Genomic DNA, 23,913 nt, shown 5'->3' with positions numbered 1-23,913 from the left:
AATGGAAAAACTCACCAATAAAGAAGAGGAGATCATGAGGATCCTGTGGCAGTTAAAAGCTGCTTTTGTGAAAGAGGTCATAGCAGAGATACCTGAATCGGGCCTGCACTATAATACTGTTTCGACAATTATCAGGAATTTGGAAGAGAAAGGATATGTGGGGCATAAGGCTTATGGAAAGACGCACCAATACTTCCCACTTGTAAGCAAAGAGGAGTACAGGAAGCAATTTATGAACATGGCGACCAGGAAGTTCTTTGACAGCTCTTATAAAAGTGTGGTTTCCTTTTTTGCCCGTGAAGAAAAGATAACTGCAGAGGAACTCCGCGAGATCCTGGACATTATTGAAAAGAAAAAGTGATGCAGGATCTAATTATATACCTTCTAAAAAGTGCAGGTTTACTCAGTCTGTTTTTCCTGGGATATTTTTTCCTTCTAAAGAATGACACGGGTTTTAAAACGAACCGTTTCTTTTTATTGGCTGGTATTTTCACATCCCTGCTCCTGCCTTTCCTGGAGATCATTCGCACTGTTGAAGTAGAAGCCACCGCTGTTCCATTGCTTCTGGACAATTTTTCTGCGGAAATAAATCCTGAAATCGTTAACCAACCTCAGTCGACTGACTGGTGGTTAATCGCGGGAGTTATATATCTCGCGGGCCTTGGATTTTTTCTTCTGAAATTCATTTTTCAACTTTTGTCACTGCTCCGTTTAATTTTCACAAATGATAGCAGCAGGAAAGAGAATTTCCATATCATACACAAAGAAGGCACTACACAACCATTTTCCTTTTTCAACTACATAGTTCTTGATCCCGACCAGCATTCTGCTTTAGAACAGGAATTGATCTTAAAGCACGAGATGTCTCATGCCCGGCAATGGCATTCCATAGACCAAATTATTAGTAGCCTTAGCGTCTACATGCTTTGGTTCAATCCTATCTCATGGCTATACAGAAAAAGCCTGGTGCAAAACCTGGAGTTTCTTGCAGATAAGGAAGTGGTTGCCACTAATGTGTCAAAAAAGGAATATCAAAAGACGCTTCTGAAAATCTCTGTCAGCAGTTATGAACCGGCCCTGACTAATCAATTTTACCAACCCCTCATAAAAAAACGTATCATGATGATCAACAAAAATTCATCTCAAAAATCCCATTTTTGGAAGACAAGTTTGTTACTACCTTTTCTTGCAATCTTCATCTTCAGTTTTAATATTAAGACCGAAGCCAGTGAAGTCTCTGGAAAGCAGGAGCAACAGATTACTACTGATGAACTTACGGTTTATATCACTAAAGTAACAGATAAAAAAGTATTGAGGGCTTATAAACGTCTTTTCAGGCAAGAAGGCGTGGAATTAACTTTCAAGAATCTGGAGTATTCTGGCGGACTTCTTATTAATATTGAAGTCAGCTTCAAAAAAGAATCCAGTGGTACAACGGGAAGCATTTCTTTAAACAACCCTAACGGAATTTCCCCGTTGATGATCCAAACAAACGGAAAGGAAGTTACTATGTCTCCTCAAGATTCTGTGCCCAGACAGTCAGAAAATCTACTCGCAGAAATAGGTGACTCACCACTTTACATTGTTGCCGGTAAAGAGTACGGGACGGCTCAACTTATTGATAAACACCTCCAGTTAAAGGGAGAGTGGAAAGTTCTGCAACCAATGGAAGCCAGAAAGAAGTATGGCGATAAAGCTAAAGATGGTGCTATAATCATCTCTCAAGAAAACATTGTTGAAGATTTTAAAGCAGCCTTAAAGGATATGGATCTTTCCCAAATGCCAATGAAGCAGAAATTTATTCACGTGAGAAAAGATCAACCTCCTGTCTTAATGGGAGTGGATTCAAAAGTTATGCTTCATGGATCTTCAAAACCAACTGCTTTTGAACAACAGGAGATAAGCTTTCACAAAAAACCTGAAGATATTATTGCAGTTCAGAAAGAGGATGGGAAGCATCAGGTTTATTTATCACAGGAAAATAAACCCCTGATAATAATTGACGGGAAGATCCAGGATAAAAATTTTGATGTCTCAGGTCTCGACCCTTCCCATATTAAAAATTTAATGGTGCTCAAAGATAAAGGTGCGACAGATAAATATGGTGAAAAGGGTAAGCATGGAGTGATCGAGATCGAATTGAGATCTAAGGAAGAAATAAAGGGAACTTCTCAAGAAGTACGTGATAAAAGGGCTAAAGACGCTTCAAAGAGCATTAAATTTTCGGTCTCATCAGTAACTTCTTCCGATTTTTCAGACCGTAAGGCAATAACTGTAAGAGACGTGGGCAGTGCAGATCCCGATGCTTCCAAACCTCTTTATGTGGTGGATGGTAAAGAAATGCCTGAAGATTTTGATCCGGATTCTATTACCAGGGAAAATATCGAATCCCTCAAAGTACTTAAAGGTGAAAACGCTACTGAAAAATACGGCAAAAAAGCCTCAAACGGAGTTGTAGAGATCATCACGAGGAAATAATTACTGAATTAGCTTTTAAAGCCTTTCAAAAATGGCATTTTTGAAAGGCTTTTCTTATTTTCAAGTTTCTATCTTTATAGGAAACCAAACCTTATGAAAAAAGCTGTTTTCAGGACCCTTTCCAAAATCAATAAGAAGGTATTGCCAAGCTATTCGAAAAAACAACTGGATCTGGCCAAAGCTACCAAACTTCAGAAGGCGATTATAGGCTGGAAGGTCTGGGTGACTAAAAATTCCTTGTAAGGGAATTCAAGGTTCAAGATTGAAAATTTCCTTTTAATCCTTAGCATTTTAGCACTTCGAACTCCGAACTATCGACTCTTAACTAGTAACTAACCAGCGATACTAAATTATAGGAACTTATTTTTTCCTTTCCCTTTAAGAATTCAAGGTCCATGATAAAGTTGACCTGAACGATCTCCCCTCCCATTTTTTCAATTAATTTACAGGCAGCTGCCGCGGTACCTCCCGTAGCCAGGACATCGTCATGCACCAGTACTTTTTCTCCCTTCTTAATGGCATCACAGTGTATTTCAAGAACATCATTCCCGTACTCAAGAGAATAACTTTCTCTATGGGTCTTATAAGGAAGTTTGCCCGGTTTGCGAATAGGGACAAATCCGGCATTTAGCTCCTGTGCAAGCAGGGTCGCAAAAAAGAATCCCCTGGATTCAATTCCCACTACCTTTTGGATATTTTCACCTTCAAGAAAGGATAAGAAAGATTCGAGCGTCTTACGTGTAGCTTCGTGATCTTGAAGTAGGGGCGTTATATCCTTATATACAATTCCCTTCTTCGGGAAATCCTTTACGTCTCGTATGAAGTTTTCTATTTTAAACATGTAAAAGAATTTACGAGCGAAGGTACTAAGAAATGAGGAGCCAAAAGGCTCATTTTTACTACTCATTTAGCAAAAAGTCAACAAAGATTTATTACTCATTTAACTGGCTCCTGGAGAGTCAAGTTCTATTTTAGACAGAAATTTAAAAGCTAGAAAAATGAAAAATTTAAAAGATCTGTTTGAACATCAATTAAAGGATTTGTACAGTGCCGAAAACCAGTTGGTAAAAGCCCTTCCTAAGATGCAGAAAAATGCTAATGACGACAAATTAAAAAAAGCATTCGAAAAGCATCTTAAAGAAACTGAAGGTCATGTAAAGCGCCTCGAGGAAATTTGCGAGAAGCTGGGCATTAAACCCGGTGGTGAAAAGTGTAAGGCCATGGAAGGTTTGGTAAAAGAAGCTGAATCTTTTCTTGAAGAAGATGCCGAAGAGGATGTGCGGGATGCCGGCTTGATAGCAGAAGCCCAAAGAGTGGAGCATTATGAGATCTCCGGTTATGGTACAGCTGTGCGCTACGCCAAAGAACTTGGGCATGATGACATCGCAGCCAAGTTACAGAAAACACTTGATGAAGAATACAAAGCCGATAACCTACTGACAGATATGGCCGAAGACCGACTAAATCGCGAAGCAAAATCCTGATTAAGATCAAATATTTAGAAATTGGACCACCTGCATTTCACAGGTGGTTTTGTGTTTTCAGCAGGGAAAAGTGACACAAAAAAATTCATTTTAAGAAGCTTTTTGTCATCTTCTTCCTGAAGTCCCAAAAATGAGTTAAGTCTGCTATTTTACGAAAACGATTGCGGGAAATTCATTAAATTCAAAGAACAGCAAACACAGATTTAAGCACCTCAAAAATGGTTACTAACGAGATAAGAGAGATGACTTTGCGACAGCTTCTGGAAGAAAATTTTAGAAGTTCCAGACTGTTCCGCAAATTAATGGAAACCCTGAAAGATGTTTCCCTAAAATACTATTTCCAAAATCTCGCTTCACGAAGATCCCAATTTGCCATGGAAATAAGTGATGAAATCTCCTTCTATGGTGGAAAAAGACCTTTTTTCCCTTCCTATGAGCGAAACAGAGAGGAAAATTGCGAAGAAGATAAGAGGAAATGTATCAAGAAGGCATTGAAAGTTAATAAGGCAAGCTTGCAAAAATACCAGGAATCGCTTTGCCGCATCCATGACGGCTCGTGCCGCGAAGTCTTACTTAGGCATAAGGCCTACGTTGAGAACTGTATCTTTGAACTTAAGGCCCTTAAGAGTCTGATAAAGTACAGTTCTTCAAAAGACGGACATCTAGATGAGATTCGCAGTCATTCCTGATAATTCGTCTGTTTAACAAATTTGCCTTATCAAAAGCACCTTTAGCCATGCTCAAGGTGCTTTTGCTTTTCTGCCTTTCCCAGCAAATTTCTATCTTGCCCTTTCAATTACACAAACAGTTTATGAACAAAAAATATTTCCTCTGCGTTTTGGCTTTTTTGAGCCTGCAATTTACCTATGCCCAAACCTCAAATCTTAGTGTTGAAAAGATCATGCAGGATCCCTCCTGGATGGGAACATTTCCTTCCAACATAGCCTGGGGACCACACAGTGAATTTATTTACTTCAATTATAATCCTGAAGAAAACCCTTCAGATTCTTTATACCGCGTGAATGTAAAGGACCTGAAGAAGATCGAAAAGGTATCCTGGCAGGATGAACACAAAATGATCCCTCGCTACGGAGACTTCAATAACTCCCGGAATAAGAAAGTCTATACACGAAATGGAGATCTTTATCTATACGACCTAAATAAGAAACAGGAACAGAAGCTCCTGCAACTGACAGGAAGTATTTCAGATCCTAATTTCCTTGCAAATGAGAATAAACTGAGCTTTATTCTTGAAAATAATGCTTTTCTCTATGATCTGGGATCAGGAGTCATCACCAGGTTGACAAACATCCGGACCGGATCCAAAAAGGAGGAAGGAGAAAAAGAACTTACGGCCCAGGACCGGTGGTTACAGGAAGAAAACCTACAGCTCCTTGAAGAAGTACGAAAAAGAGACGAGAATAAAGAGGCACGAAAGATCTATCGCGAAATGACCGCCCAGCCTGATCCTTTTACTTTCTACTTAGGAAAAAAACGTTTACGAAACCTGCAGGTAGCTCCAACAGGAGATTATGCCACCTTTCAATTGATCACCCCGGTGGAGGCAAAAGACACAGATGTGCCTGATTATACCGACAAATCGGGCTACACTGTAGATCTTCCCGCCCGCAGTAAGGTAGGCAGTGAGCAGACCAAAATGGAAGCCATGGTGTACAATCTGGAACAGGATACTGTGTATCAGGTAAAAACAGATGATCTCCCCGGCATAAAAGACCTTCCCGATTACGTAAAAGACTATCCCGATAAGGAATGGAAAGAAGAAAACAGGGAAGTTTACGTAAACAGTCCAATATTTTCGCATGATGGAAAGCGTGTAGTAGTGGTCGTACGCTCGGCAGATAATAAGGACCGATGGATCACCTCGCTGGATCTGGAAACCGGAAATTTAAGATCTCTTGACAGGCAGCGCGATGAAGCCTGGATCGCCGGTCCGGGCATCGGTTACAACTGGAGCACGGGAGATATGGGTTGGTTGCAAAACAATAAAACTATATACTTTCAAAGTGAAGAGAGTGGTTTTTCACATCTTTATCTTCTTGACGTAACTTCCGGAAAGAAGACACAGCTAACAAGCGGAAATTTTGAGGTTTTTGACCCGCAGCTTTCCAGAGACGGAAAGACCTTCTTTCTAACCACTTCTGAAGTTGATGCGGGAGAAAGACATTTCTACCAGATGCCCGTAGGCGGTGGAAAAATGAAGCAGCTTACTACCCTTACAGGAAACAATGAAGTAAATCTTTCTCCGGACGAGAAATACATGGCGATAAGGTATTCTTATTCTAATAAGCCATGGGAGCTTTACCTGAAGAGAACAAATGCAAATGCAGAAGCAATCCAGATAACTTCGGGACAATCTCCGGAATTTAAGAGTTATAATTGGCGGGAACCTCAACGGATCCAGTTTGAAGCCCGTGATGGCGCTAAGGTGCCTGCCAGGCTGTATGAGCCCACAGCAGAGGCTAAGAATGGCGCAGCCGTAGTATTTGTGCACGGGGCAGGATATTTGCAAAATGCTCATAACTGGTGGTCGAGTTACTTCAGGGAATACATGTTCCATAATTTACTCACAGATCTGGGATATACTGTTTTAGACATTGATTATCGTGGCAGTGCAGGCTATGGACGCGATTGGAGAACAGGGATCTACAGGCACATGGGTGGAAAAGATTTAAGCGATCACATCGATGGGGTAAAATATCTCATTGATGAACATGAAATAAATCCCGATAATGTTGGGATCTATGGAGGCAGCTATGGCGGCTTTATTACTTTAATGGCCATGTTCACTGAACCTGGCACCTTCGAGTCTGGTGCCGCATTGAGATCGGTTACAGATTGGGCTCATTACAATCACGGTTATACTTCGAATATTCTCAATGAACCTGTTAATGATCCCATTGCCTACAGGCGTTCTTCTCCTATCTATTTTGCTGAAGGTCTTGAAGGCAACCTGCTTATTGCTCATGGAATGATAGACGTCAACGTACAGTTCCAGGATGTTGTAAGGCTGGCACAAAGGTTAATAGAACTCGAAAAAGACAACTGGGAAATGGCAGTTTATCCAGTAGAAGATCATGGCTTTACAGAGCCCAGCAGCTGGACAGATGAATACAAGAGGATTCTGAAGTTATTCAATGAAACGCTTCTCGATTAAACCTTCCAAAAATGAAATAAAACCGGCCCAATTCCAGGTGCCGGTTTTTTTATTTTCAGACTGGACTGCTTCTCAAAGCTCAGTTATTTTCCTACCTTTAAGTAACTAATCCATACCACCATGAAAAAGATCCTTGTTGCCATTAACGTTGAAGAAAATGCTCAACAGCTTCTTGCAAAAGCTGAAGAAATAGCTAAAGCTTTTGGATCCAAAATATGGATCCTCCACGTTAGCGAACCCGATCCCGATGACTACCTCGGCCTGGAAGCAGGCCCTCAATTCGCCCAGGATAAGAGGGTAGAAAACAGAAAAAAAGAAAAAGCACTTGTCAAACGTTTGGCTGAAGAACTAAGAGAGAGGAATGTTGATGCCCATGGAGTTCAATTAGAGGGATCTACTGCAAAAATGATCAAAAAAGAAGTTCAGGAAATACAGGCTGACTTGGTTATTGCCGGACACCATAAGCGAAATTTCTTTTATGAATTATTTGTAGGAAGTATTGAACAGGACCTAATGCAGGACTTGGATGTACCAGTTATGCTAGTTCCGGTGAAATACCAGGCTCCATAATCAACAAACTTGTAAGAATTCTATACCGACATAAAATTTTACACTCGCTAAAAAACATATTTATCGGGTAAAATCCATGTTTTTAGTTATTTATAAAAGGCATCCTGATTATTTTTTGTATATATTTGCATAATTCTTAACAAAAAATTAAGAAGGACATAACATCCCCCTACGATGACCGAATTCTGCTGGAAAGAAATTTTTGAGGCTATGCCATTCGCATGTCTTGTCCTCAAAATAGAACCGCAAAGTCGCTTCAATATTATCGACGTAAATCAAGCTTTCCTCAATCTTACAGGAGCTTCAAGAGAAAATTATATTAGAAAAGACATAAGTGACTTCCTGCCTGATAACCCAAATCAAGATCATGAAGTAATAATTTCTCTCAAGAAAACCCTTAAGACCGGGAAAAAACAGGTTGTCCAGAATCTGAAGTTCGATTTAAAAAATTCTGAGACAGGAAATCTTGAAGAGCGATATTTCTCTTTCCAGAATATCCCTATAAAAAATGACAGTGGAAAAATAGAGGTAATTCTACATACTACTAAAGAAGTAACTTTTGAGAACCTTCTTGCTCAACGTGAGAAAGAAATAGAACAGGAGTTAACGATAAATCGGCAACAGTTTAATCATTTTATTCGTGATAATCCCGATGCCCTGTTCCGCCTAGATCTGAACGGAATCTTTTTACACGCCAATAGTGGACTTGCAAAACTTGCAGAGCTACCTTTAGATCAACTTATACATACCAGTTTTTTCCCATTCTGTTCTCCCGAAGACAAGGAGCGCATTCTGGAAAATTTTGAAAAAGCTGTATCAGGGAAAATTACATCCTTTGAAGCCACCTATATTTCAGCGCTAGGCACGAGAGTGATTCTCAAAGTCCTTTTAATGCCCATGATCTTAGACGGGCGAGTTGTGGAAATTCATGGTATAGCAAAAGATTTTTCCGAGCTCCGGAACAATGAGAAAATAGTTATTGAAAAAAGCAAGTTTTTAGAAGTTAACGCATCCTTTGTTAGTTCCCTATTGGAAAATGAAATTAATGAAGACATTCTTCACGAAACTTTTGGGATCATCGCTCAAACAGTTGAGGCAGATCGTATGTATTATTTTGGTGCCGATGAAAATCCCGAAACAGGAGAGATTCTCATAAGCCAAAAAGTAGAATGGTGTAGTTCTAATGCTCAACCGCAGATCGACAATATCGAATTGCAAAACATGCCTATTTCAAAAGTAAAAGAAATTACTCCTCCCCTCATAAAGAATCTCCCTTTTACAGCAACTATTCAAGAGCTATCCCCCGGCATGTTAAAAGAGATTTTTGAAGAGCAAGACATAAAATCTATGTTGTTGCTTCCAATTTTCGTAGATGAAAAGCTTTACGGGTTTGTTGGTTTTGATGACTGTACCAAAGTTCGCAAATGGAAACAAGAGGAGATAACATTTTTAAAGAGCTTAACACAAAATCTTACAAATGCATTTGAGAAGAAGACTGCCCTTGAAAAAGTACGGAAAAGCGAGGAGGATTTAAAAAGGAGTGAACAAAAGTTTCGCGCCCTTGTTCAGGAAGGTTCCGACCTTATTGGGATCCTCGATATTGACGGTTTCTATTCATTTGTAAGTGAGAACTACAGGAAAATATTAGGTTATTCTACCAATGATCTTATTGGGGAAAATGCTTTTCATTTTATTCATCCTGAAGATGTTAATCGCGTTAAACAAGAATTTTTACTATTAAAGAAACAGAAGCAAATAATCTTGTCTCCTTTCCGCTTCAGAAACAATGCAGACGAATATCGATGGATACAAACTACAGCCACTAATTTACTTGACGATTTTGCTGTTCAAGGAATTATTGCCAATTCCAGAGACATTACAACTGAAATTGAACAAGCACAGCAAATTGAAGAAATTAACGAAAGATATAAATTGGCTGCTACGGCCACAGAAGACCTAATTTATGATTGGGACCTAACTACAAATGAAGTAACAAGATTTCACCAAAGCCGGAAAGAACTATTTGGATATCCTGCAGATGCAGTAAATGAGCGAAAATTTTGGAAAAGAAATATGCATCCAGAAGATCTCGATCACGAAATGCAGAAACTCAAAAATGCACTCTCTAATCCTAACGAAAACTATATTAGAGCAGAATATCGTTTTCGTCGTGCCGATGGAAGCTATGCCCAGGTTGTAGATAAAGGATATATTTTAAGAGATCAATCTGGAAAGGCAATAAGACTGATTGGGGCCACAAGTGATGTGACGGAGCTCTTAGCTAAAAAACAAGCATTGAAAGTAGCTAATAAGCGCTTCAAGATGGCCATGAAAGCCACCAATGAGATGATATGGGATTGGGATATTGAGACCGATTCGGTAACCAGAAGCAAAGGTTATAAAAGAATCTTTGGTTATGACACAAATGAAGCTACTTCTGTACATTCTTTCTGGCTTAACAAAGTTGCCGAGGAAGACAGAGAGAAAGTTAAATCTTCACTTAAAACAGCAGTTGGTGATCCTAAAGTTAAAAAATGGAGGCACGAATATCGATTCGTTAAGGCCGATGGAAAGATAGCATACATACAGGACCGGGGCTACATCTTGAGAAATAAAAAAGGTAAGGCTACTCGGGTAGTGGGTGCAGTGCTTGACGTTACTAATTCCCGAAGGCTGTTGCGCAAAATTCAAAGGCAAAATAAGCTGCTCAAAGAAATTGCGTGGGAGCAATCTCATGTAGTAAGAGCTCCCCTTGCGCGCATCCAAGGTCTACTCAACCTGCTGGAACAGGACCACCAGGAAGAAATGTCCCGTGAAGAGGTGTTGTATCATCTAAAAAATTCAGCCAATGAGCTCGACGATATTATTCGAAGCATAGTGGGAAAAACAGAAGAGCTCAATGTCGAGATCCAGTAGAGCATCTTCGCTGGAGATCCTGCTGGTAGATGATGATAAAGTGGTAGCTTTATTACATGAATACAGGCTGAAGTCAACAAAAATAAGCCTCCCGCCTATAATTTGCTGTAATGGCATGGAAGCTCTGGAACGGCTCCACAGGAATGATCATAAGTCAAAACATTTCCTGGTCCTTCTTGACCTTAACATGCCTGTTGTTGATGGCTGGAAATTTCTAAAATTATTGAAGAAAAATCCGCCGAAAGCCGAGGTTTCGGTTGTAATTGTAACTTCCTCTATTAATCAGCAGGATTATCTCAAATCCCAATCCTATGATTCGGTAATTCATTTCTGCAGTAAACCATTAACCGCTGATTGTCTTAACAATATTAAGAAGCTCGAGCAGGTACAAAAATTCTTTTAGGATAGAAAAGTGAGGTGACAGGATCTCTGGAAATTGCTAAAAATGTCACTTTTGGAAGGAATTAATCTGCGGAAATTAATAACTTGAAAAATAAAATGAACCAGGTAAAAACTGCCTTTGCCGGTTTTGGACCCGGCGGAAGCGTTTACAACTCCCCCATCCTCGCCAGTGTACCGGGATTTATTGTTGCCAAGATCCTCACCTCCAGCACTTCAAATGCAGCCTTAGCCCGAAAAGATCACCCAAAAGCCGATATAGTCCGGAATTTTTCAGAGATTTTAGAAGACCCGGAAATCGATTTGGTCATCCTGGTCCTGCCGAATCATCTTCATTATTCTTTTGCAAAACAGGCACTTGAGGCAGGGAAACATGTGCTGGTCGAGAAGCCATTTACCTCAAATGTCAAAGAGGCGAATGAGCTTATCAACCTGGCTCATCAAAAGAACCTTATTCTCAGCGTGCACCATAACCGGAGATGGGACAGCGATTTTCAAACTGTCAAAAAACTGGTTGAAAGTGGCATTTTAGGCAAGGTAGTGGAATATGAGGCTCATTTTGACCGCTTCAGAAATGAAGTAAAACCCGGGTGGAAAGAAAAGAAAGAAAATCCCGGCAGCGGAATTTTATATGACCTGGGCAGCCACCTTATTGATCAGGCGCTCACGCTGTTTGGGTTACCAAAAGAAGTCTTTGCCGATATAAGGATGCAGCGGGATGGAGCTAAGGTTCCCGACGCCTTTGAACTTCTGCTCTTTTACCCTAACCTAAAAGTCACTCTAAAAGCCGGCCAGCTCGTCAAGGAAAAAGGTCCTACATTTCAGGTTTTTGGGACTAAAGGAAGTTTTGTCAAATACGGTGCAGATGTGCAGGAAGAAGCTATGAAGCAAGGCAAAAAACCTTCAGAAACACAGGATTGGGGGATAGAACCTAAGGAGCTCTGGGGAAAACTTAATACCGTGGACGAGGAACGGCTGGTGGAAAGTGAACCCGGGAATTACCCAATTCTCTACCAAAACCTCTTCAAAGCCATTACAGAAAAAGAATCTCTGGCTGTGACATCCCAACAAGCCCGTGACGTGATAAAGATCATTGAAGCGGCACAGAAGAGCCAGGATGAGCGCTGCGTAGTTACTTTCGGGTAAGTTGCCTCTCGCCTTCTTTAAGTGCTGAAAAATACCTTTTTGCCTCCTTCAGCACCCGCGGTGCCATGATCAAAGTTGCCGTCATTGTTGGTATGGCCATCAAAGCAAAAAATCCGTCGATGAGGTTGATCATCATGCTAAGGGAAGTTGTTGCTCCCAGCAGGATACTTAAGATATAAAAGTAGTTATAGTAATGCTTCCGATGAGCTCCTATTAAAAATGAAAGACATTTACTTCCGTAGTATGAATAGGAAAAAAGAGAAGAAACACTAAAAATTGCGATGCAAATAAGCAACAGGTAGTTTCCGTAGAAAGGTATGGAAGCATCAAATGCTGCTGCCGTTAAACTTACCCCGTTGACGTCGTGCGTCTGCCAAACCCCGGTGACAAGAATGGCCATTCCGGTTAGAGAACAAACGATAAGGGTGTCTATAGCAGGACCCAGCATGGCCACAAGTCCTTCCCGAACGGGCTCTGCAGTCTTTGCCGCCCCGTGAGCCATAGGAGCCGTACCAATCCCGGCTTCATTCGAAAAAGCTCCCCGCCGAATACCCAAAATTATAAGTCCGCCAAGCATACCTCCCAAAAATGGCTCCCCGGCATAGTTTTCTGCTGCAAAGGCATCGGTGAAAATGAGCTGAAAATAGTAAGGCACCTGTTCATAATTCACAAAGAGAATGATCAAAACAGACACAAAATAAAGCGCCACCATAAGGGGCACCATTTTCGAGACGGTATTACTAATCCTTTCAAGGCCGCCATAGATCACCACAGCTGTAATTATTGCCAGAACAATTCCTATACTAAGGTTGGATATAAAATCCACCTCTACTCCATTTGGAGTAAGTAGAATATAATTTATGGCCTGTGTGAGTTGATTGACATTGAACACAGGCAATGCCCCCACCAGACCTGCAACGCTGAAAAAGGCGGCCATGATCCACCATTTCTTTCCAAGTCCTACAGTTATGAAGTACATGGGACCTCCCTGCAGCTTGCCTTCGGAGTCTTTTCCGCGGTACATTACTGCGAGCGTATTGGTGAAAAATTTTGTCGCCATCCCTATTATGGCACTTATCCACAACCAGAACATCGCCCCAGGTCCTCCAATAGCAATAGCCACCGCAACTCCGGCAATATTGCCCATTCCAATCGTTGAGGACAGTGCAGTAGAAAGGGCTTTAAAATGGTTGATCTCCCCCGGATCATTGGGGTCATCATATTTTCCCCGCAGCACTTCCAGGGAATGCCTGAGATATCTAAATGGTAAAAACTTTGAAAGAATTAGCAGATATAATCCGCCACCGGTAAGTAAAATTAAAAGCGGAAGTCCCCAAACAAAAGAGGCGAATTCAGCTATAAACTCATCTAGTTCAGCCATGGAACAAATATAGCTATTGCAGAAGATTGTGCAAGTCACTTACAATTCGAACCACAAGAATTTGTAGCGCTCTGATAAACCTCTTTAGGAAATAACAAATATTAATATTCTGTTAAATACCTACTTCTAATTCTTTACATTTGAAGCCCGAAAGCCACTCCCTAACCCGGCATAAATAGAAGTGAAATCCTCCATGGGGCAAATTTTCTTTTTTCTCATTTGTTTGTCCATTTGCTGCCAGAGCTGGAGCCAGGAACTCTTATGGGAAAAAACTATTGGAGGAGATGGTACAGACTGGTTTCATCACGCTTTTCAAGACAGCCGCGGTAATTATTTCTTTTCGGGGTATTCCTACTCTTCAGCTTCAGGAGATAAGACTGTCCCCAATCATTTGAGTGGTGACTCCGACTCCTGGATCGTAGAAACGGATCCCAATGGAAATATTCTATGGCAGCAAACCTTTGGGGGATACAGCCAGGATATGATCATGAAAGTCATCGAAATGGCGGACGGCACCTTCCTTTTGGCGGGATATTCTTACTCAGGAGCTTCCGGGGATAAGACTGAAGTTTTAAGAGGTCACAGGGACCTCTGGCTGGTAAAACTGGATCAAGACCGGGAAATACAGTGGCAACGCACCTACGGAGGGAATGATGCTGAAGATCTTAATGACATTGTAGTCACCAACGATGGTGGTTTTCTTCTTAGCTCTACCTCAAATTCCACAGCTTCAGGAGATAAAACAACTCCGGCACTGGGCAATTCGGATATCTGGATCCTGAAACTTGACAGGGTGGGCCGACTCGAATGGCAAAGAAGTTATGGCGGTAGCGGATATGATCATGATGCGCAGATCGAAAAAATGGACAACGGTAACTTTCTAATAGCTGCAACTTCTTCTTCAGGAATTTCAGCCACAAAAAGTGAACCCTCAAAGGGATTAGGGGATTACTGGGTATTTGAAATAAATCCTAAGGGGGAGATCCTTTGGCAAAGAACCATTGGAGGAAATAATGGCGAATATTTAAGCGACCTGCAGGTCACCCGGGACGGAGGTTATTTGTTGGGTGGGGATTCAAGTTCAGAAATCAGTGGAGATAAAACTGTGGGCTCAAATGGTTTTATAAATCTCTGGGTAGTGAAGATAAATAGCCGCGGAGATGTCTTATGGCAGCAAACCTATGGCGGGAATTCTACAGAATGGCTTTCAAGTTTTTATCCGGCACAAGAGGGAGGTTATATGATTGGAGCAATGTCGGGTTCCGATCCGGGATTTGATAAAACGGAAACCAATCGCGGAGACAGGGACTTCTGGATATTCCATATTTCGGAGGAAGGAGAAAAATGCTGGGACAAAACAATAGGTGGTAGCAGTACAGATCAACCTATGCAAGGTTTTGTAGATGTTGAAGGTAATTACGTCCTGGCGGGCTGGACAGATTCGGATGCTTCGGGTGATAAGACTGAAAATTCCAGGGGAGGCAGAGATGGCTGGGTAGTAAAAATTAAGCCACTTAAAATAGCTCCTCCTTCAGTAAATAACCCGGACACGTATATTGCCTGTGACGAGAATGGAGATGGGTTTGCAGAGTTTGATCTAAGCGATCTACAGCAGGATATATTAGGAGACCAGACTGATCTGGAGATCTTTTACTTTGACGCTAAAGGAAAGCCTTTACCTTCACCCCTGCCAGATAAATTCACTAATACTATAAAAGGAAATCAGATCATCACGGCTCGAATATCCAATGTTGACAATTCCTGTTCATCGGTGACTATAGAATTTACTTTGGCACTTGATAATTCCTGTAAAAAACCGGGCGGTACCGGAAGACCACCTGATTTCAGGCTCTATTTTCCTGAATTCTTCACACCTAATGGAGACGGCTATAATGATGACTGGGGTCCATTGACAGACAAAGTAAGGAATATTAAGGTTGTAGAGATCTATGATCGCTACGGAAAGTTGCTGAAGAAACTTGCTCCCGAAGAAACCTGGAATGGAGAATACAATGGCAATGAAATGCCTGTGGATGACTACTGGTTCACAGCGATCACTTCCAAAAATGACATTTTAAAAGGACATTTTAGCCTGTTGCGGTAAAGGCTGCTCAGTTTTCTCTCCTGATTCATCCTCCTGTAAATGAACAATTCCTTTTGGCAGAATAGCCATTGGAAGCGGATCCTGGAGATGAGCCGGAATCCCATTCACATACTCCTGGATGATCCCTATCTCGTCTGCCAGTTCACTACCGGCAAATCCGGTGATCTCTTGGCTGGTGATAGCACGGTTGTACAACGAAAGAAATCTTGACGCTAAAGGCATGTAAGACCAATGCCATTTTTCCTCGTGATACCCTTTTCGATCAAGTTCCTGAGAAGTATAGACCTGATGAAACCCAAAGCGTGCGGCATTCTTTACCAGCCATTCGTAAACAGCTTTACCCCTCCCCCCTTCAAAATGACAATTTTCAAGGTAATTCAAATCTATATCTGTACCCCAGTGATGTCTGGAAGTGGATGGCATGGAACTGAACTCCAAAATCGATCTGACCCGTTCTACAGGAGAGAGACTTTCCAGTTTTTGCCATTTGTATTCCCATATCTTCTTTTGCTCCTCAAAATTACGCGTACCCGAGAGGATCTTTAGATCAATACCATCTTTTAAAGCTGCACGGTGCATCTCCCTATAGGCCGCGTAAACTACAGAATTCAAATAAACAGGTTTATCTGCATATTTTTTATCTACCTTTTCAAAATCTCCCGATTGTCTGTAATCAAACTTTCCCAGGAGGAGTTGTTTAACACCTGCAGCCTCTTGAGAGGAAGCAGGAAAGGAGATAAAGAAAATGATAGCAAAGATTTTCCGTATCATTGGGAGAGTCGCGACATCAAGTTATTTTGACCTTCGATTTGGATTTTCTCTTTGACACCTGCCATGATCCTCCAAATTCAAATAAAGCAGCCAAAATCTTAAAAGTTTCTTAATAAAGCAAGTGAAATTTTTGCAGGAGGAGTCAATGCGGTCAATAAGCATAGCGAAGAAAAAAATAATTTATTTCACCTGAATTTATTTTCCTTTTTTATAAAATGGACTATATTTGCACCCGCCTACGCAAAATGGTTGACACCTTTTGCTTCGGCGGGCAAGCCCGCCCGATACAGGCGCAAGTTTAGGCCTCGTGGCGCAACTGAATAGCGCATCTGATTACGGCTCAGAAGGTTCCAGGTTTGAATCCTGGCGAGGTCACTTAAAAGACAAAGTCCGCAGCGAAAGCTGTGGACTTTTTTGTTTTCGGGAAAAGCACAATTTTGGAGCTATAGGACAATCATCCTGTCCGGAGAAAAAGATTTGTAAAGTCTTTGAAACCTAGCTTAAGATTTGGGTTTACACTTCCGCAAATTCCTCACTTCTCAAAATTAATAGCTCAATAAGCTCCAGCTCCCGTTCTTTTTTCAGAAGTTCGGAAGAGAATCCTTTAGCGTCTACGAATTCAATGAAAATACTGATATTTTCTGTAGAAATGTTTAAAACATCCTGGAAGAAGACCTCATCATAGCGGCTTCTTATTTCCCGCTCCAGTTTAATTAAACCTATTATATTCCGTTGAGAAGGTGCCGGTTTTTTGACCTTTTTGGGAGGTAAAAGCAAGCCTATGGCTTCACCAAAAAGAGCTTTTAGGTTTGCCCCATTTTTCATGCCTGTACTTGTAGGCATCGCAGCATTTGTTACCCCGGTCTGTCCATCTGCCCTCCATTCCCAGTCATAATCATTAATAGAAATAGCAGACATCGTGGGAAGAACAAGTTGCTGAGTCTCAATATTTCCCGCATCGACCTCAAGATCTCCTGAAAGATCATGTGGCCTAATCACTACTTCGGGAAGCTCATTTACTCCCTCTAATATTTCCACCACCAACCGCCGGTCCTTTATGACTGTTGAATCAATGCTCACAAGTAATTTTTTGAACTGCAATGCGGAAAAATAAACTGAATCTCCTTCCTGTACATATAAATCAAAATTTCCATCAAGATCAGAGATATCACCTTTACCCGAAGATTTATTGTAAATATGAATTGAACCAGGCGAAAATCCTGCAGGAACTATAATTGTTCCGGTCACCTCTACTCGCTCCTGGGATTGAGCAGCAGAAAAAGTAAGGAAAATGAAAGAAATTAAAAGTAGAAGTTTCTTCATCTCCTAAAGAAACGGAAAATCTTGTAAGAAATTGTAATCTACCTCCTACCCAAATTGACTCTTAAAGCTTATTCTTCAGCCTTCCGCTGCTTGTACTTCTGACTTTGAGCTACCAAGAAATCAACCAGGAGCATTTCGTTATCGGGTTTCAGCATTTCAGAAGTCAATCCATTATCTTCAGCAAAATAAATGAACTCGCGGATGTTGTCCTGAGAGATATTCAGCTGTTCCATAAAGAATTCGTCTTCATATAAGAGCAGCACCTGTTCGTCCAGTTCTTCCTCTTCTCCCACTGTGGTCATTACATCGCGGGAAGTAAAGATATTCCTGAAGATATTGGCAAAGTCCATTCCGCTGTAGATCATTCCGCTTCGCATTGCAGCATTGGGAGGCGAGACCAGCGAATCGGGCCTAAAAATATGTTCATAGGGATTAATTTCGGCAGCCGGCTTTGTGGGGAGATCTACCGTCACCACCGGAATAATAGCCACATCTACCCTCACATTTCCGGAAAGATCATAAGGAGTCACCACCACCTCCGGGAGCTCTGTAACCGCCTCGGACATGAATACATTGAGCAATCCGCTATCTAAAACTCCTTTATCAATAACTACAGAAAAATTCTGGAACTGCAAGGCAGAAAAATATAATGTATCTCCTTTTGCCACCCTCATCATAAAATCTCCCGATTCATCGGCTATTGTGGCACTTTTGGCGGTTCGGTTAATAATAGAAATACCCTCTGCACTCTCCCCAATAGGTGGCGTAATATTTCCTATGATCTGTACCCTCTCTTGCGTAAAGGCGGTCAAAGAAAGAAACAATGTGATAAGGCTTAAGAGGTATTTCATATGTCCGTTTTTTTAAAGAAACAAAATCTAATCTTTATAAAAATCTAATTTCCGACTAAACTTTAGTTAAAGTCAAGTCTCGGGAACAGTAGTTAATGGTGGAAATCTCAGGCCTTTCCTAAAGATTCCACAATCCTTATCTTGAATATTGAGTCCAGCTGAGAATTGGCCAAATTTTAAAACATCCCTTGGCGAGTTTTCTTAATTTTACAGTCATTACTAATTTTTAAAAAATGAAAAACCTCCTCCTTGCCAGTACTTCAACCCTGCACGGCCAGGATTATCTTGAATATTTAATTCCTACTCTAAAAAGCCATTTTTCGGGCTGCACCGAGATCCTGTTTATCCCCTATGCCCGCCCCGGCGGAATTTCTCATGATGAATACACCGTAACAGCCCAAAAAGCTTTTGAAAAGGCAGGTCTAAAAATTAAAGGTATCCATGAGTTTGACAGGCCAGCTGAAGCCGTGAAAAAGGCTGAAGGCATTTTTACAGGCGGCGGAAATACCTTCCTGCTCGTACAGCAGCTGTACAATTATGACCTCATTCCGGTGCTAAAGGAAATGCTGAATAATGGAACTCCTTATATGGGAACCAGTGCCGGAACAAATATTGCCGGCCTTAGTATGAAGACGACCAACGATATGCCAATTGTCTACCCTCCCTCCTTTACCACATTAGGGGCTGTGCCTTTCAATATAAATCCACACTACCTCGACCCCGATCCTAAATCCACTCATAAAGGAGAGACAAGAGAAACCCGCATTAAAGAATTCCATAATTTTAATACACCCCCGGTGGTTGGACTGCGAGAAGGAAGTTGGCTTGAAATTAAAGGCAAGGATATCAAGCTAAAGGGAACCCTTAATGCACGAATCTTTGAAGCCGGTCAGGACGCCTATGAAGTTGAACCGGAAACCCTGCTAAATGACCTCACATAGTGTAGAATATCAAAAGATCCTCGACCAGATAAAGCAGGAGTTCATCAACAAACCCCGCTCCGGTAAGGTAGCCTCCTATATTCCGGAACTGGCTAAAGTGCCTTCCTCAAAATATGGAATGCATCTTTATGACCTGCAGGGAAACAATTATTGCTTTGGCGATAGTAAGGAACGTTTTTCCATTCAGTCTATTTCCAAAGTTTTCACCCTTTCCCTGGCAATGAAGGTCATGGGTGATCAACTGTGGAATCGCGTGGGAGTAGAACCTTCCGGAGACCCTTTTAATTCTCTTTCACAGTTGGAAAATGACTCGGGGATTCCCAGAAATCCTTATATCAACGCCGGCGCGCTGGTTATAGCCGATGTTCTTGTATCTTCATTTAGTAATGCCAAAGCCTCGCTACTGGCTTTTTTGCACGAGATCACCGGCAATTCCAATATTGATTACGACCCCGTGGTTGCTGCATCCGAAAGATCTGAAGGTTATAGGAACTACGCTATTGTCAACTACCTTAAATCTTTCGGAAACATTGAGAATGATGTGGAAGATGTGCTGGATTTCTACTTTCACCAATGCTCCATCGCTATGTCCTGCAAAGAATTGGCCAATGCTTTTATCATTTTTGCCAACAATGGCACCACCATAGATTCGGACAGAGAATTCCTTACCGGCCGGCAGGTGAAAAGGATCAATGCCCTTATGCAAACCTGCGGATTCTATGATGAGGCAGGAGAATTTAGTTTTGAAGTTGGTCTACCGGGGAAAAGTGGTGTTGGTGGGGGAATAGTTGCTGTTCACCCCGACAGGTTTGCGGTAGCAGTGTGGAGTCCGCCGCTCAATCCCAAAGGAAATTCGGCTCTGGGCATGGCTTCCCTGGAACGACTTACGACCCTTACCGGTTTTTCTATCTTCTAATATTTCTGAAGGTGAGGTTGATCCTCGGCTCCTTTATCTTCTTTGACTTCGGAAGGCTGTGCAACCAGTATTTTTGAGTTTCCCCGGCCATAAGCAGAAGACTTCCAGGTTCCAGCTGAAGTTCTATCTTTTCTCCTGATTTTTTGTGTTTGAACAAAAATCTTCTTTCTATCCCCAGGCTCAAGGAAGCTATTGCAGGTTCAGGACCCAGCTCTGCCTCGGCATCCGAATGCCAGGACATGCCTTCATCCCCGCTGTGGTAAAGGTTGAGCAAACAGGAGTTGAATTCCAGGCCCGTCAACTGCTCTACCTTCTGCTTTAGTGGCAGTAACTGTGGTATCCAAAGATTTGCCTTTTTTGTCATTTTTGAATATGTATATTCAAATTCCCTGTCTCCATACCAGGCAGTCTTTCTGGCGGTAGTGATCTTTTTTCCTAAGATCAAAACCTCGTCATGCTTCCAATCCACCTTTTCGATCAATTCTTTAAAAAACTTCTCTTCCTCTTCTTTATTTAAGATGCTTCCGAAGTAGAAACTCTTCCCATCTACAGGTAACAAATTTTGAGGATCCTGGTAAAATTGCATCTTACTATGAGTTTTAATTATTACTTTCTTTTCGGAAGGGATTTAATACTTAAATTTTAAAAATGATCTAGTCTTAAATGATCATTTCCATCTCGTACTGATTAACGGGGTTCGAAAAATGCCATTTTTGGAGAGTCTTTATCAATTCAGTTCTTCCTGAATCAATATTCTTTAGTTTTACATCTTTCGCCAAAACAGCTGCCGATTGAAGCAGTAACTCATATTCATTGTTTTTGCTCTCCAGTTGAAGGATACTTCCGGTTTCATCAATTACCAGGTAGGCATCAGGAGAAATTTTATTGCCCAGGCACCAGGTCTGGATTTCTTCGGCCATCATTGCTACGGCTTCCGCAGTATTATCCCATGAATAATGTTTTGCTTTGTAAAGATCACCCTCCAAAGCCTGCGAAAAATGACATTTTTGAAGGTAATTTTCCGAAGTCACTTCAGGAATAGTCCCGGTGAAGCTGCGAAGGGTGCGTATAGCTTTAAAGCCCACACGTTTATAAACTTTTATTGCTCTTTCATTCTCACAGATCACCTCCAGTAAACATTTTTCTATTCCGTGTTGCTTTAGAAATGGCAGTGCGTGTTCATAAAGACTATCTACAATTCCATGACCGCGATATTCGGCTAAGACCCCCGTTCCTGTATTGTAGGCAGTAAGCTTGTTGAGGTGACTGTCCACTGCATTAATGATGTAGCCAACCAATTTATCACCATCAAACATCCCGTACGATAACTCCCAGTCTACCCGCGCATTTTTAAATCGCTTTTTCCAGTAAATTCTGTCGGTGGGTAGTTCAACGAAATAATTTTGAAAGGCAGAAAGGAAACAGGTCAACACCTCATCAAAAGGAGTAGAAGCAAGATTATTGATCTTCATGAGCCGAAAATTAGCGGCTCAAATTTAAATGAATTTATTCTTTAACGGTCTGTTTTCTTTTCATCATTACAAAAGTGCCGGCGATAAGAATACCGGCAAAAACAGGGTAAAGCATCCAAAAAGCTGAAGCAGTTGCTTCTTCAGAAATAATGGCAGCCATTACGATATGGAACATGGATGTGAAAAGCATTCCGAGTGTACCGGTAAGAAAAAGCGGATTGATCTGTCTCATTCTTTTTAGGTTTTTGAATGATTATTCAATCAAATTACAAAGAATATCAATGAATGGTACCGTTTTAACTAAAAAATTAACATTTAAGAGGAAGACTTGCCAAAAACAAGAAGCAAATGATCAGGTAAATGAAAAAAACGTCTCTCAATGAGCTGCTGAGGGTTAGTTCTACCTCATTTCAATTCGGCCGACACACCGGGTTCCCCTCGACTATGCTCGGGACAGGCTTCTCACCCGCTCTCCCGCATAAAAAAAAGCCCCGTCTTTCGACGAGGCCTGGAGCGGGAGACCGGGTTCGAACCGGCGACATTCAGCTTGGAAGGCTGACGCTCTACCAACTGAGCTACTCCCGCGTTAGTAATGCTCTGCAAATATATATTGAAAGTTTTTATTGCTCAAAATATTTTTAAAGCTTTTTCAAGAAATGATATCCCTTGATCTCATAGCCTTCATTAAGGTAAAATTTATGGCTGCGGTAATTACTCACATAGCTGTTCAACTCTGAAGTTTCACAACCTTTCCCTGCAGCATAGCTGTAGATGAACTTGAAAAGATGTTTACCCACACCTTTACTTCTGTAATCCTCTTTTATAAAGATGTGATCGGGTTCACACGAGCGACCGGCATAGTGGCGGGTCATGAACCACATCCCAAACACACCGATCATTTCCTCCTTATCGAAGATTCCAAAACATTCGTAATTCTGGCTGAACATTTCGCTAAACCTTTCAGTTAAAATTTCATCTGAAAACTGGTTGCCCATTAACTCTTGTATCATAGGCAGTATTTGCGGAATTTCTTCCTTTAAAATCTTGTTAAATGCAAGCTTCATCCCCTATTTTTCTGCAAAAATAGTCATATTTTTAGCTACCAATCTTTAAAAATTCACATGAAAGACACAGATAAAACCGGAAAACTTCAGGATCACATAGAACGTTCCCTTCTCAATGAACGTAAAATTTTCCTTTGGGGAACTGTAAATGAAAAAACAGCAAAACACATCATCGAAAGAATGATGTACCTGGATGCCACCGGAAACGAGGAAATACAATTCTTTATAAGCAGTCCGGGCGGGTATGTAACTTCCGGATTTGCCATCTATGATACCATGTTGAGCCTCAACAGCCCGGTTTCTACGGTTTGTACAGGCCTTGCTGCATCCATGGCTTCTATTCTGCTTTCGGCAGGTGCTAAAGGAAGAAGATTCGTGCAGCCTCACGCCAAGGTAATGATCCACCAGCCTAGTGGTGGGGCGCAGGGACAAGCATCAAATATTGAGATACAGGCCGCTGAGATCCTTAAGATCAAGGAACAAAGTGCCCGCATCCTGGCCGAAAACTGCGGACAATCCTATGACCGGATCATCAAGGATTTTAACCGCGATTATTGGATGGACGCAACAGAATCTGTAGAATATGGTATTGTAGACGAAATCCTTCAAAAGAAATAAAATGGATAAGAAAATTCAGCAAAAAGAAGCAGACGGTAAAGGAATGTTCTACATAGAAAAAGATGGTGACATCATTGCTGAACTCACCTATACTCTTCAGGACAATAATGTCATGACCCTGGACCATACGGAAACCGAACCAGAATTTACAGGGGAAGGACTCGCCAGTGGCCTGGTGGAGCACAGTGTAAAGTATGCCCGGGAAAAAGACCTTAAAATTGATCCTTTGTGTAAATATGCTGCTGCCCAGTTCGAGCGACATGAGGAATACCACGATGTAAAAGCTACGGAGGAATAATTATAA

24 protein-coding genes and 2 tRNA genes are annotated in these 23,913 nt (G+C 41.4%); 16 read left to right on the top strand and 10 right to left on the bottom strand.

The window, feature by feature from the left end; translation table 11 throughout:
• The first annotated feature begins 1 nt into the window (after position 1).
• The 3 genes from ACXYMT_RS06245 (at position 2) to ACXYMT_RS06235 (ending at position 2,721) form a co-directional block, all read left to right on the top strand.
• Positions 2-361 (top strand): BlaI/MecI/CopY family transcriptional regulator, encoded by a 360-nt coding sequence (locus ACXYMT_RS06245; RefSeq protein ID WP_459058223.1) that lies wholly within the window; start codon positions 2-4, stop codon positions 359-361.
• The gene (locus ACXYMT_RS06240; RefSeq protein ID WP_459058222.1) at positions 361-2,478 is read left to right on the top strand and encodes a M56 family metallopeptidase; all 2,118 of its coding nucleotides are present in this window, start codon (positions 361-363) and stop codon (positions 2,476-2,478) included. The genes ACXYMT_RS06245 and ACXYMT_RS06240 overlap by 1 nt, the downstream gene beginning before the upstream one ends.
• Before the next feature lie 93 nt (positions 2,479-2,571).
• Positions 2,572-2,721, top strand: a complete 150-nt coding sequence (locus tag ACXYMT_RS06235; protein WP_459058221.1) for an SsrA-binding protein — start codon at positions 2,572-2,574, stop codon at positions 2,719-2,721.
• 82 nt (positions 2,722-2,803) lie between these two features.
• Here the strand turns inward: ACXYMT_RS06235 and ACXYMT_RS06230 are convergent, their stop codons facing one another.
• Positions 2,804-3,319 (bottom strand): adenine phosphoribosyltransferase, encoded by a 516-nt coding sequence (locus ACXYMT_RS06230; RefSeq protein WP_459058220.1) that lies wholly within the window; start codon positions 3,317-3,319, stop codon positions 2,804-2,806.
• A 157-nt stretch (positions 3,320-3,476) separates the two neighbouring features.
• Here ACXYMT_RS06230 and ACXYMT_RS06225 point away from each other — a divergent pair, with 157 nt between their 5' ends.
• The 7 genes from ACXYMT_RS06225 to ACXYMT_RS06195 all read left to right on the top strand — a co-directional run bounded on the left by ACXYMT_RS06225 (position 3,477) and on the right by ACXYMT_RS06195 (position 12,168).
• Positions 3,477-3,962 (top strand): YciE/YciF ferroxidase family protein, encoded by a 486-nt coding sequence (locus tag ACXYMT_RS06225; protein WP_459058219.1) that lies wholly within the window; start codon positions 3,477-3,479, stop codon positions 3,960-3,962.
• A 218-nt stretch (positions 3,963-4,180) separates the two neighbouring features.
• Positions 4,181-4,651 carry a DUF2383 domain-containing protein gene (locus ACXYMT_RS06220; protein ID WP_459058218.1) on the top strand — a complete coding sequence of 157 codons (471 nt, stop codon included), beginning with the start codon at positions 4,181-4,183 and terminating at the stop codon, positions 4,649-4,651.
• A gap of 122 nt (positions 4,652-4,773) precedes the next feature.
• Complete coding sequence (locus ACXYMT_RS06215; protein WP_459058217.1) at positions 4,774-7,137, top strand: S9 family peptidase; 2,364 nt, start codon at positions 4,774-4,776, stop codon at positions 7,135-7,137.
• A 120-nt stretch (positions 7,138-7,257) separates the two neighbouring features.
• Positions 7,258-7,707, top strand: coding sequence for a universal stress protein (locus ACXYMT_RS06210; protein ID WP_459058216.1), 450 nt, complete (start codon positions 7,258-7,260; stop codon positions 7,705-7,707).
• A gap of 174 nt (positions 7,708-7,881) precedes the next feature.
• Positions 7,882-10,623, top strand: a complete 2,742-nt coding sequence (locus ACXYMT_RS06205; protein ID WP_459058215.1) for a PAS domain-containing protein — start codon at positions 7,882-7,884, stop codon at positions 10,621-10,623.
• On the top strand, positions 10,607-11,026 hold the full coding sequence (locus tag ACXYMT_RS06200; protein WP_459058214.1) for a response regulator: 420 nt from the start codon (positions 10,607-10,609) through the stop codon (positions 11,024-11,026). Before ACXYMT_RS06205 ends, ACXYMT_RS06200 begins: the two co-directional genes overlap by 17 nt.
• Before the next feature lie 95 nt (positions 11,027-11,121).
• The gene (locus tag ACXYMT_RS06195; RefSeq protein ID WP_459058213.1) at positions 11,122-12,168 is read left to right on the top strand and encodes a Gfo/Idh/MocA family oxidoreductase; all 1,047 of its coding nucleotides are present in this window, start codon (positions 11,122-11,124) and stop codon (positions 12,166-12,168) included.
• Here the strand turns inward: ACXYMT_RS06195 and ACXYMT_RS06190 are convergent.
• Positions 12,155-13,549, bottom strand: a complete 1,395-nt coding sequence (locus ACXYMT_RS06190) for an alanine/glycine:cation symporter family protein (protein WP_459058212.1) — start codon at positions 13,547-13,549, stop codon at positions 12,155-12,157. The two genes, ACXYMT_RS06195 and ACXYMT_RS06190, sit on opposite strands and share 14 nt — an antisense overlap.
• Before the next feature lie 193 nt (positions 13,550-13,742).
• Between ACXYMT_RS06190 and ACXYMT_RS06185 the strand changes: the two genes are divergently transcribed.
• Complete coding sequence (locus ACXYMT_RS06185; RefSeq protein WP_459058211.1) at positions 13,743-15,653, top strand: T9SS type B sorting domain-containing protein; 1,911 nt, start codon at positions 13,743-13,745, stop codon at positions 15,651-15,653.
• Here ACXYMT_RS06185 and ACXYMT_RS06180 read toward each other — a convergent pair.
• Positions 15,624-16,424 (bottom strand): M15 family metallopeptidase, encoded by an 801-nt coding sequence (locus ACXYMT_RS06180; protein ID WP_459058210.1) that lies wholly within the window; start codon positions 16,422-16,424, stop codon positions 15,624-15,626. The genes ACXYMT_RS06185 and ACXYMT_RS06180 overlap by 30 nt on opposite strands.
• Positions 16,425-16,725: 301 nt before the next feature.
• Here ACXYMT_RS06180 and ACXYMT_RS06175 point away from each other — a divergent pair.
• Positions 16,726-16,799 (top strand) — tRNA-Arg (locus ACXYMT_RS06175).
• Between the two features lie 138 nt (positions 16,800-16,937).
• Here ACXYMT_RS06175 and ACXYMT_RS06170 read toward each other — a convergent pair.
• Both ACXYMT_RS06170 and ACXYMT_RS06165 read right to left on the bottom strand, forming a co-directional pair.
• A complete protein-coding gene (locus ACXYMT_RS06170) occupies positions 16,938-17,747 on the bottom strand; it encodes a hypothetical protein (protein ID WP_459058209.1) in 810 nt (269 codons plus the stop codon).
• 68 nt (positions 17,748-17,815) lie between these two features.
• Positions 17,816-18,598, bottom strand: a complete 783-nt coding sequence (locus ACXYMT_RS06165) for a hypothetical protein (RefSeq protein ID WP_459058208.1) — start codon at positions 18,596-18,598, stop codon at positions 17,816-17,818.
• 233 nt (positions 18,599-18,831) lie between these two features.
• Here ACXYMT_RS06165 and pepE point away from each other — a divergent pair, with 233 nt between their 5' ends.
• Positions 18,832-19,539 carry a dipeptidase PepE gene (pepE, locus tag ACXYMT_RS06160; RefSeq protein ID WP_459058207.1) on the top strand — a complete coding sequence of 236 codons (708 nt, stop codon included), beginning with the start codon at positions 18,832-18,834 and terminating at the stop codon, positions 19,537-19,539.
• Positions 19,526-20,455, top strand: a complete 930-nt coding sequence (locus ACXYMT_RS06155; RefSeq protein WP_459058206.1) for a glutaminase — start codon at positions 19,526-19,528, stop codon at positions 20,453-20,455. Before pepE ends, ACXYMT_RS06155 begins: the two co-directional genes overlap by 14 nt.
• Here ACXYMT_RS06155 and ACXYMT_RS06150 read toward each other — a convergent pair.
• The 5 genes from ACXYMT_RS06150 to ACXYMT_RS06130 all read right to left on the bottom strand — a co-directional run bounded on the left by ACXYMT_RS06150 (position 20,445) and on the right by ACXYMT_RS06130 (position 22,937).
• Positions 20,445-21,041 (bottom strand): alpha-ketoglutarate-dependent dioxygenase AlkB family protein, encoded by a 597-nt coding sequence (locus tag ACXYMT_RS06150; RefSeq protein WP_459058205.1) that lies wholly within the window; start codon positions 21,039-21,041, stop codon positions 20,445-20,447. The genes ACXYMT_RS06155 and ACXYMT_RS06150 overlap by 11 nt on opposite strands.
• A gap of 73 nt (positions 21,042-21,114) precedes the next feature.
• Positions 21,115-21,927 carry a GNAT family N-acetyltransferase gene (locus tag ACXYMT_RS06145; protein WP_459058204.1) on the bottom strand — a complete coding sequence of 271 codons (813 nt, stop codon included), beginning with the start codon at positions 21,925-21,927 and terminating at the stop codon, positions 21,115-21,117.
• Positions 21,928-21,961: 34 nt separating this feature from the next.
• Positions 21,962-22,159 carry a hypothetical protein gene (locus tag ACXYMT_RS06140; RefSeq protein ID WP_459058203.1) on the bottom strand — a complete coding sequence of 66 codons (198 nt, stop codon included), beginning with the start codon at positions 22,157-22,159 and terminating at the stop codon, positions 21,962-21,964.
• A gap of 277 nt (positions 22,160-22,436) precedes the next feature.
• Positions 22,437-22,512: transfer RNA gene (locus tag ACXYMT_RS06135), tRNA-Gly, on the bottom strand.
• 53 nt (positions 22,513-22,565) lie between these two features.
• Positions 22,566-22,937, bottom strand: coding sequence for a GNAT family N-acetyltransferase (locus ACXYMT_RS06130; protein ID WP_459058202.1), 372 nt, complete (start codon positions 22,935-22,937; stop codon positions 22,566-22,568).
• 111 nt (positions 22,938-23,048) lie between these two features.
• On the opposite strand from ACXYMT_RS06130, the gene ACXYMT_RS06125 reads away from it, so the two are divergent.
• Positions 23,049-23,609 carry a ClpP family protease gene (locus ACXYMT_RS06125; protein ID WP_459058201.1) on the top strand — a complete coding sequence of 187 codons (561 nt, stop codon included), beginning with the start codon at positions 23,049-23,051 and terminating at the stop codon, positions 23,607-23,609.
• Between the two features lies 1 nt (position 23,610).
• Entirely contained in the window at positions 23,611-23,907 is a 297-nt protein-coding gene (locus ACXYMT_RS06120; protein ID WP_459058200.1) for a GNAT family N-acetyltransferase, read from the top strand.
• Positions 23,908-23,913: the final 6 nt, after the last annotated feature.

It is taken from the genome of Salinimicrobium sp. CAU 1759 (assembly GCF_054482715.1).
Note: the sequence above shows the minus strand (reverse complement) of the source record. Positions and strands in the feature narration are given on the sequence as shown.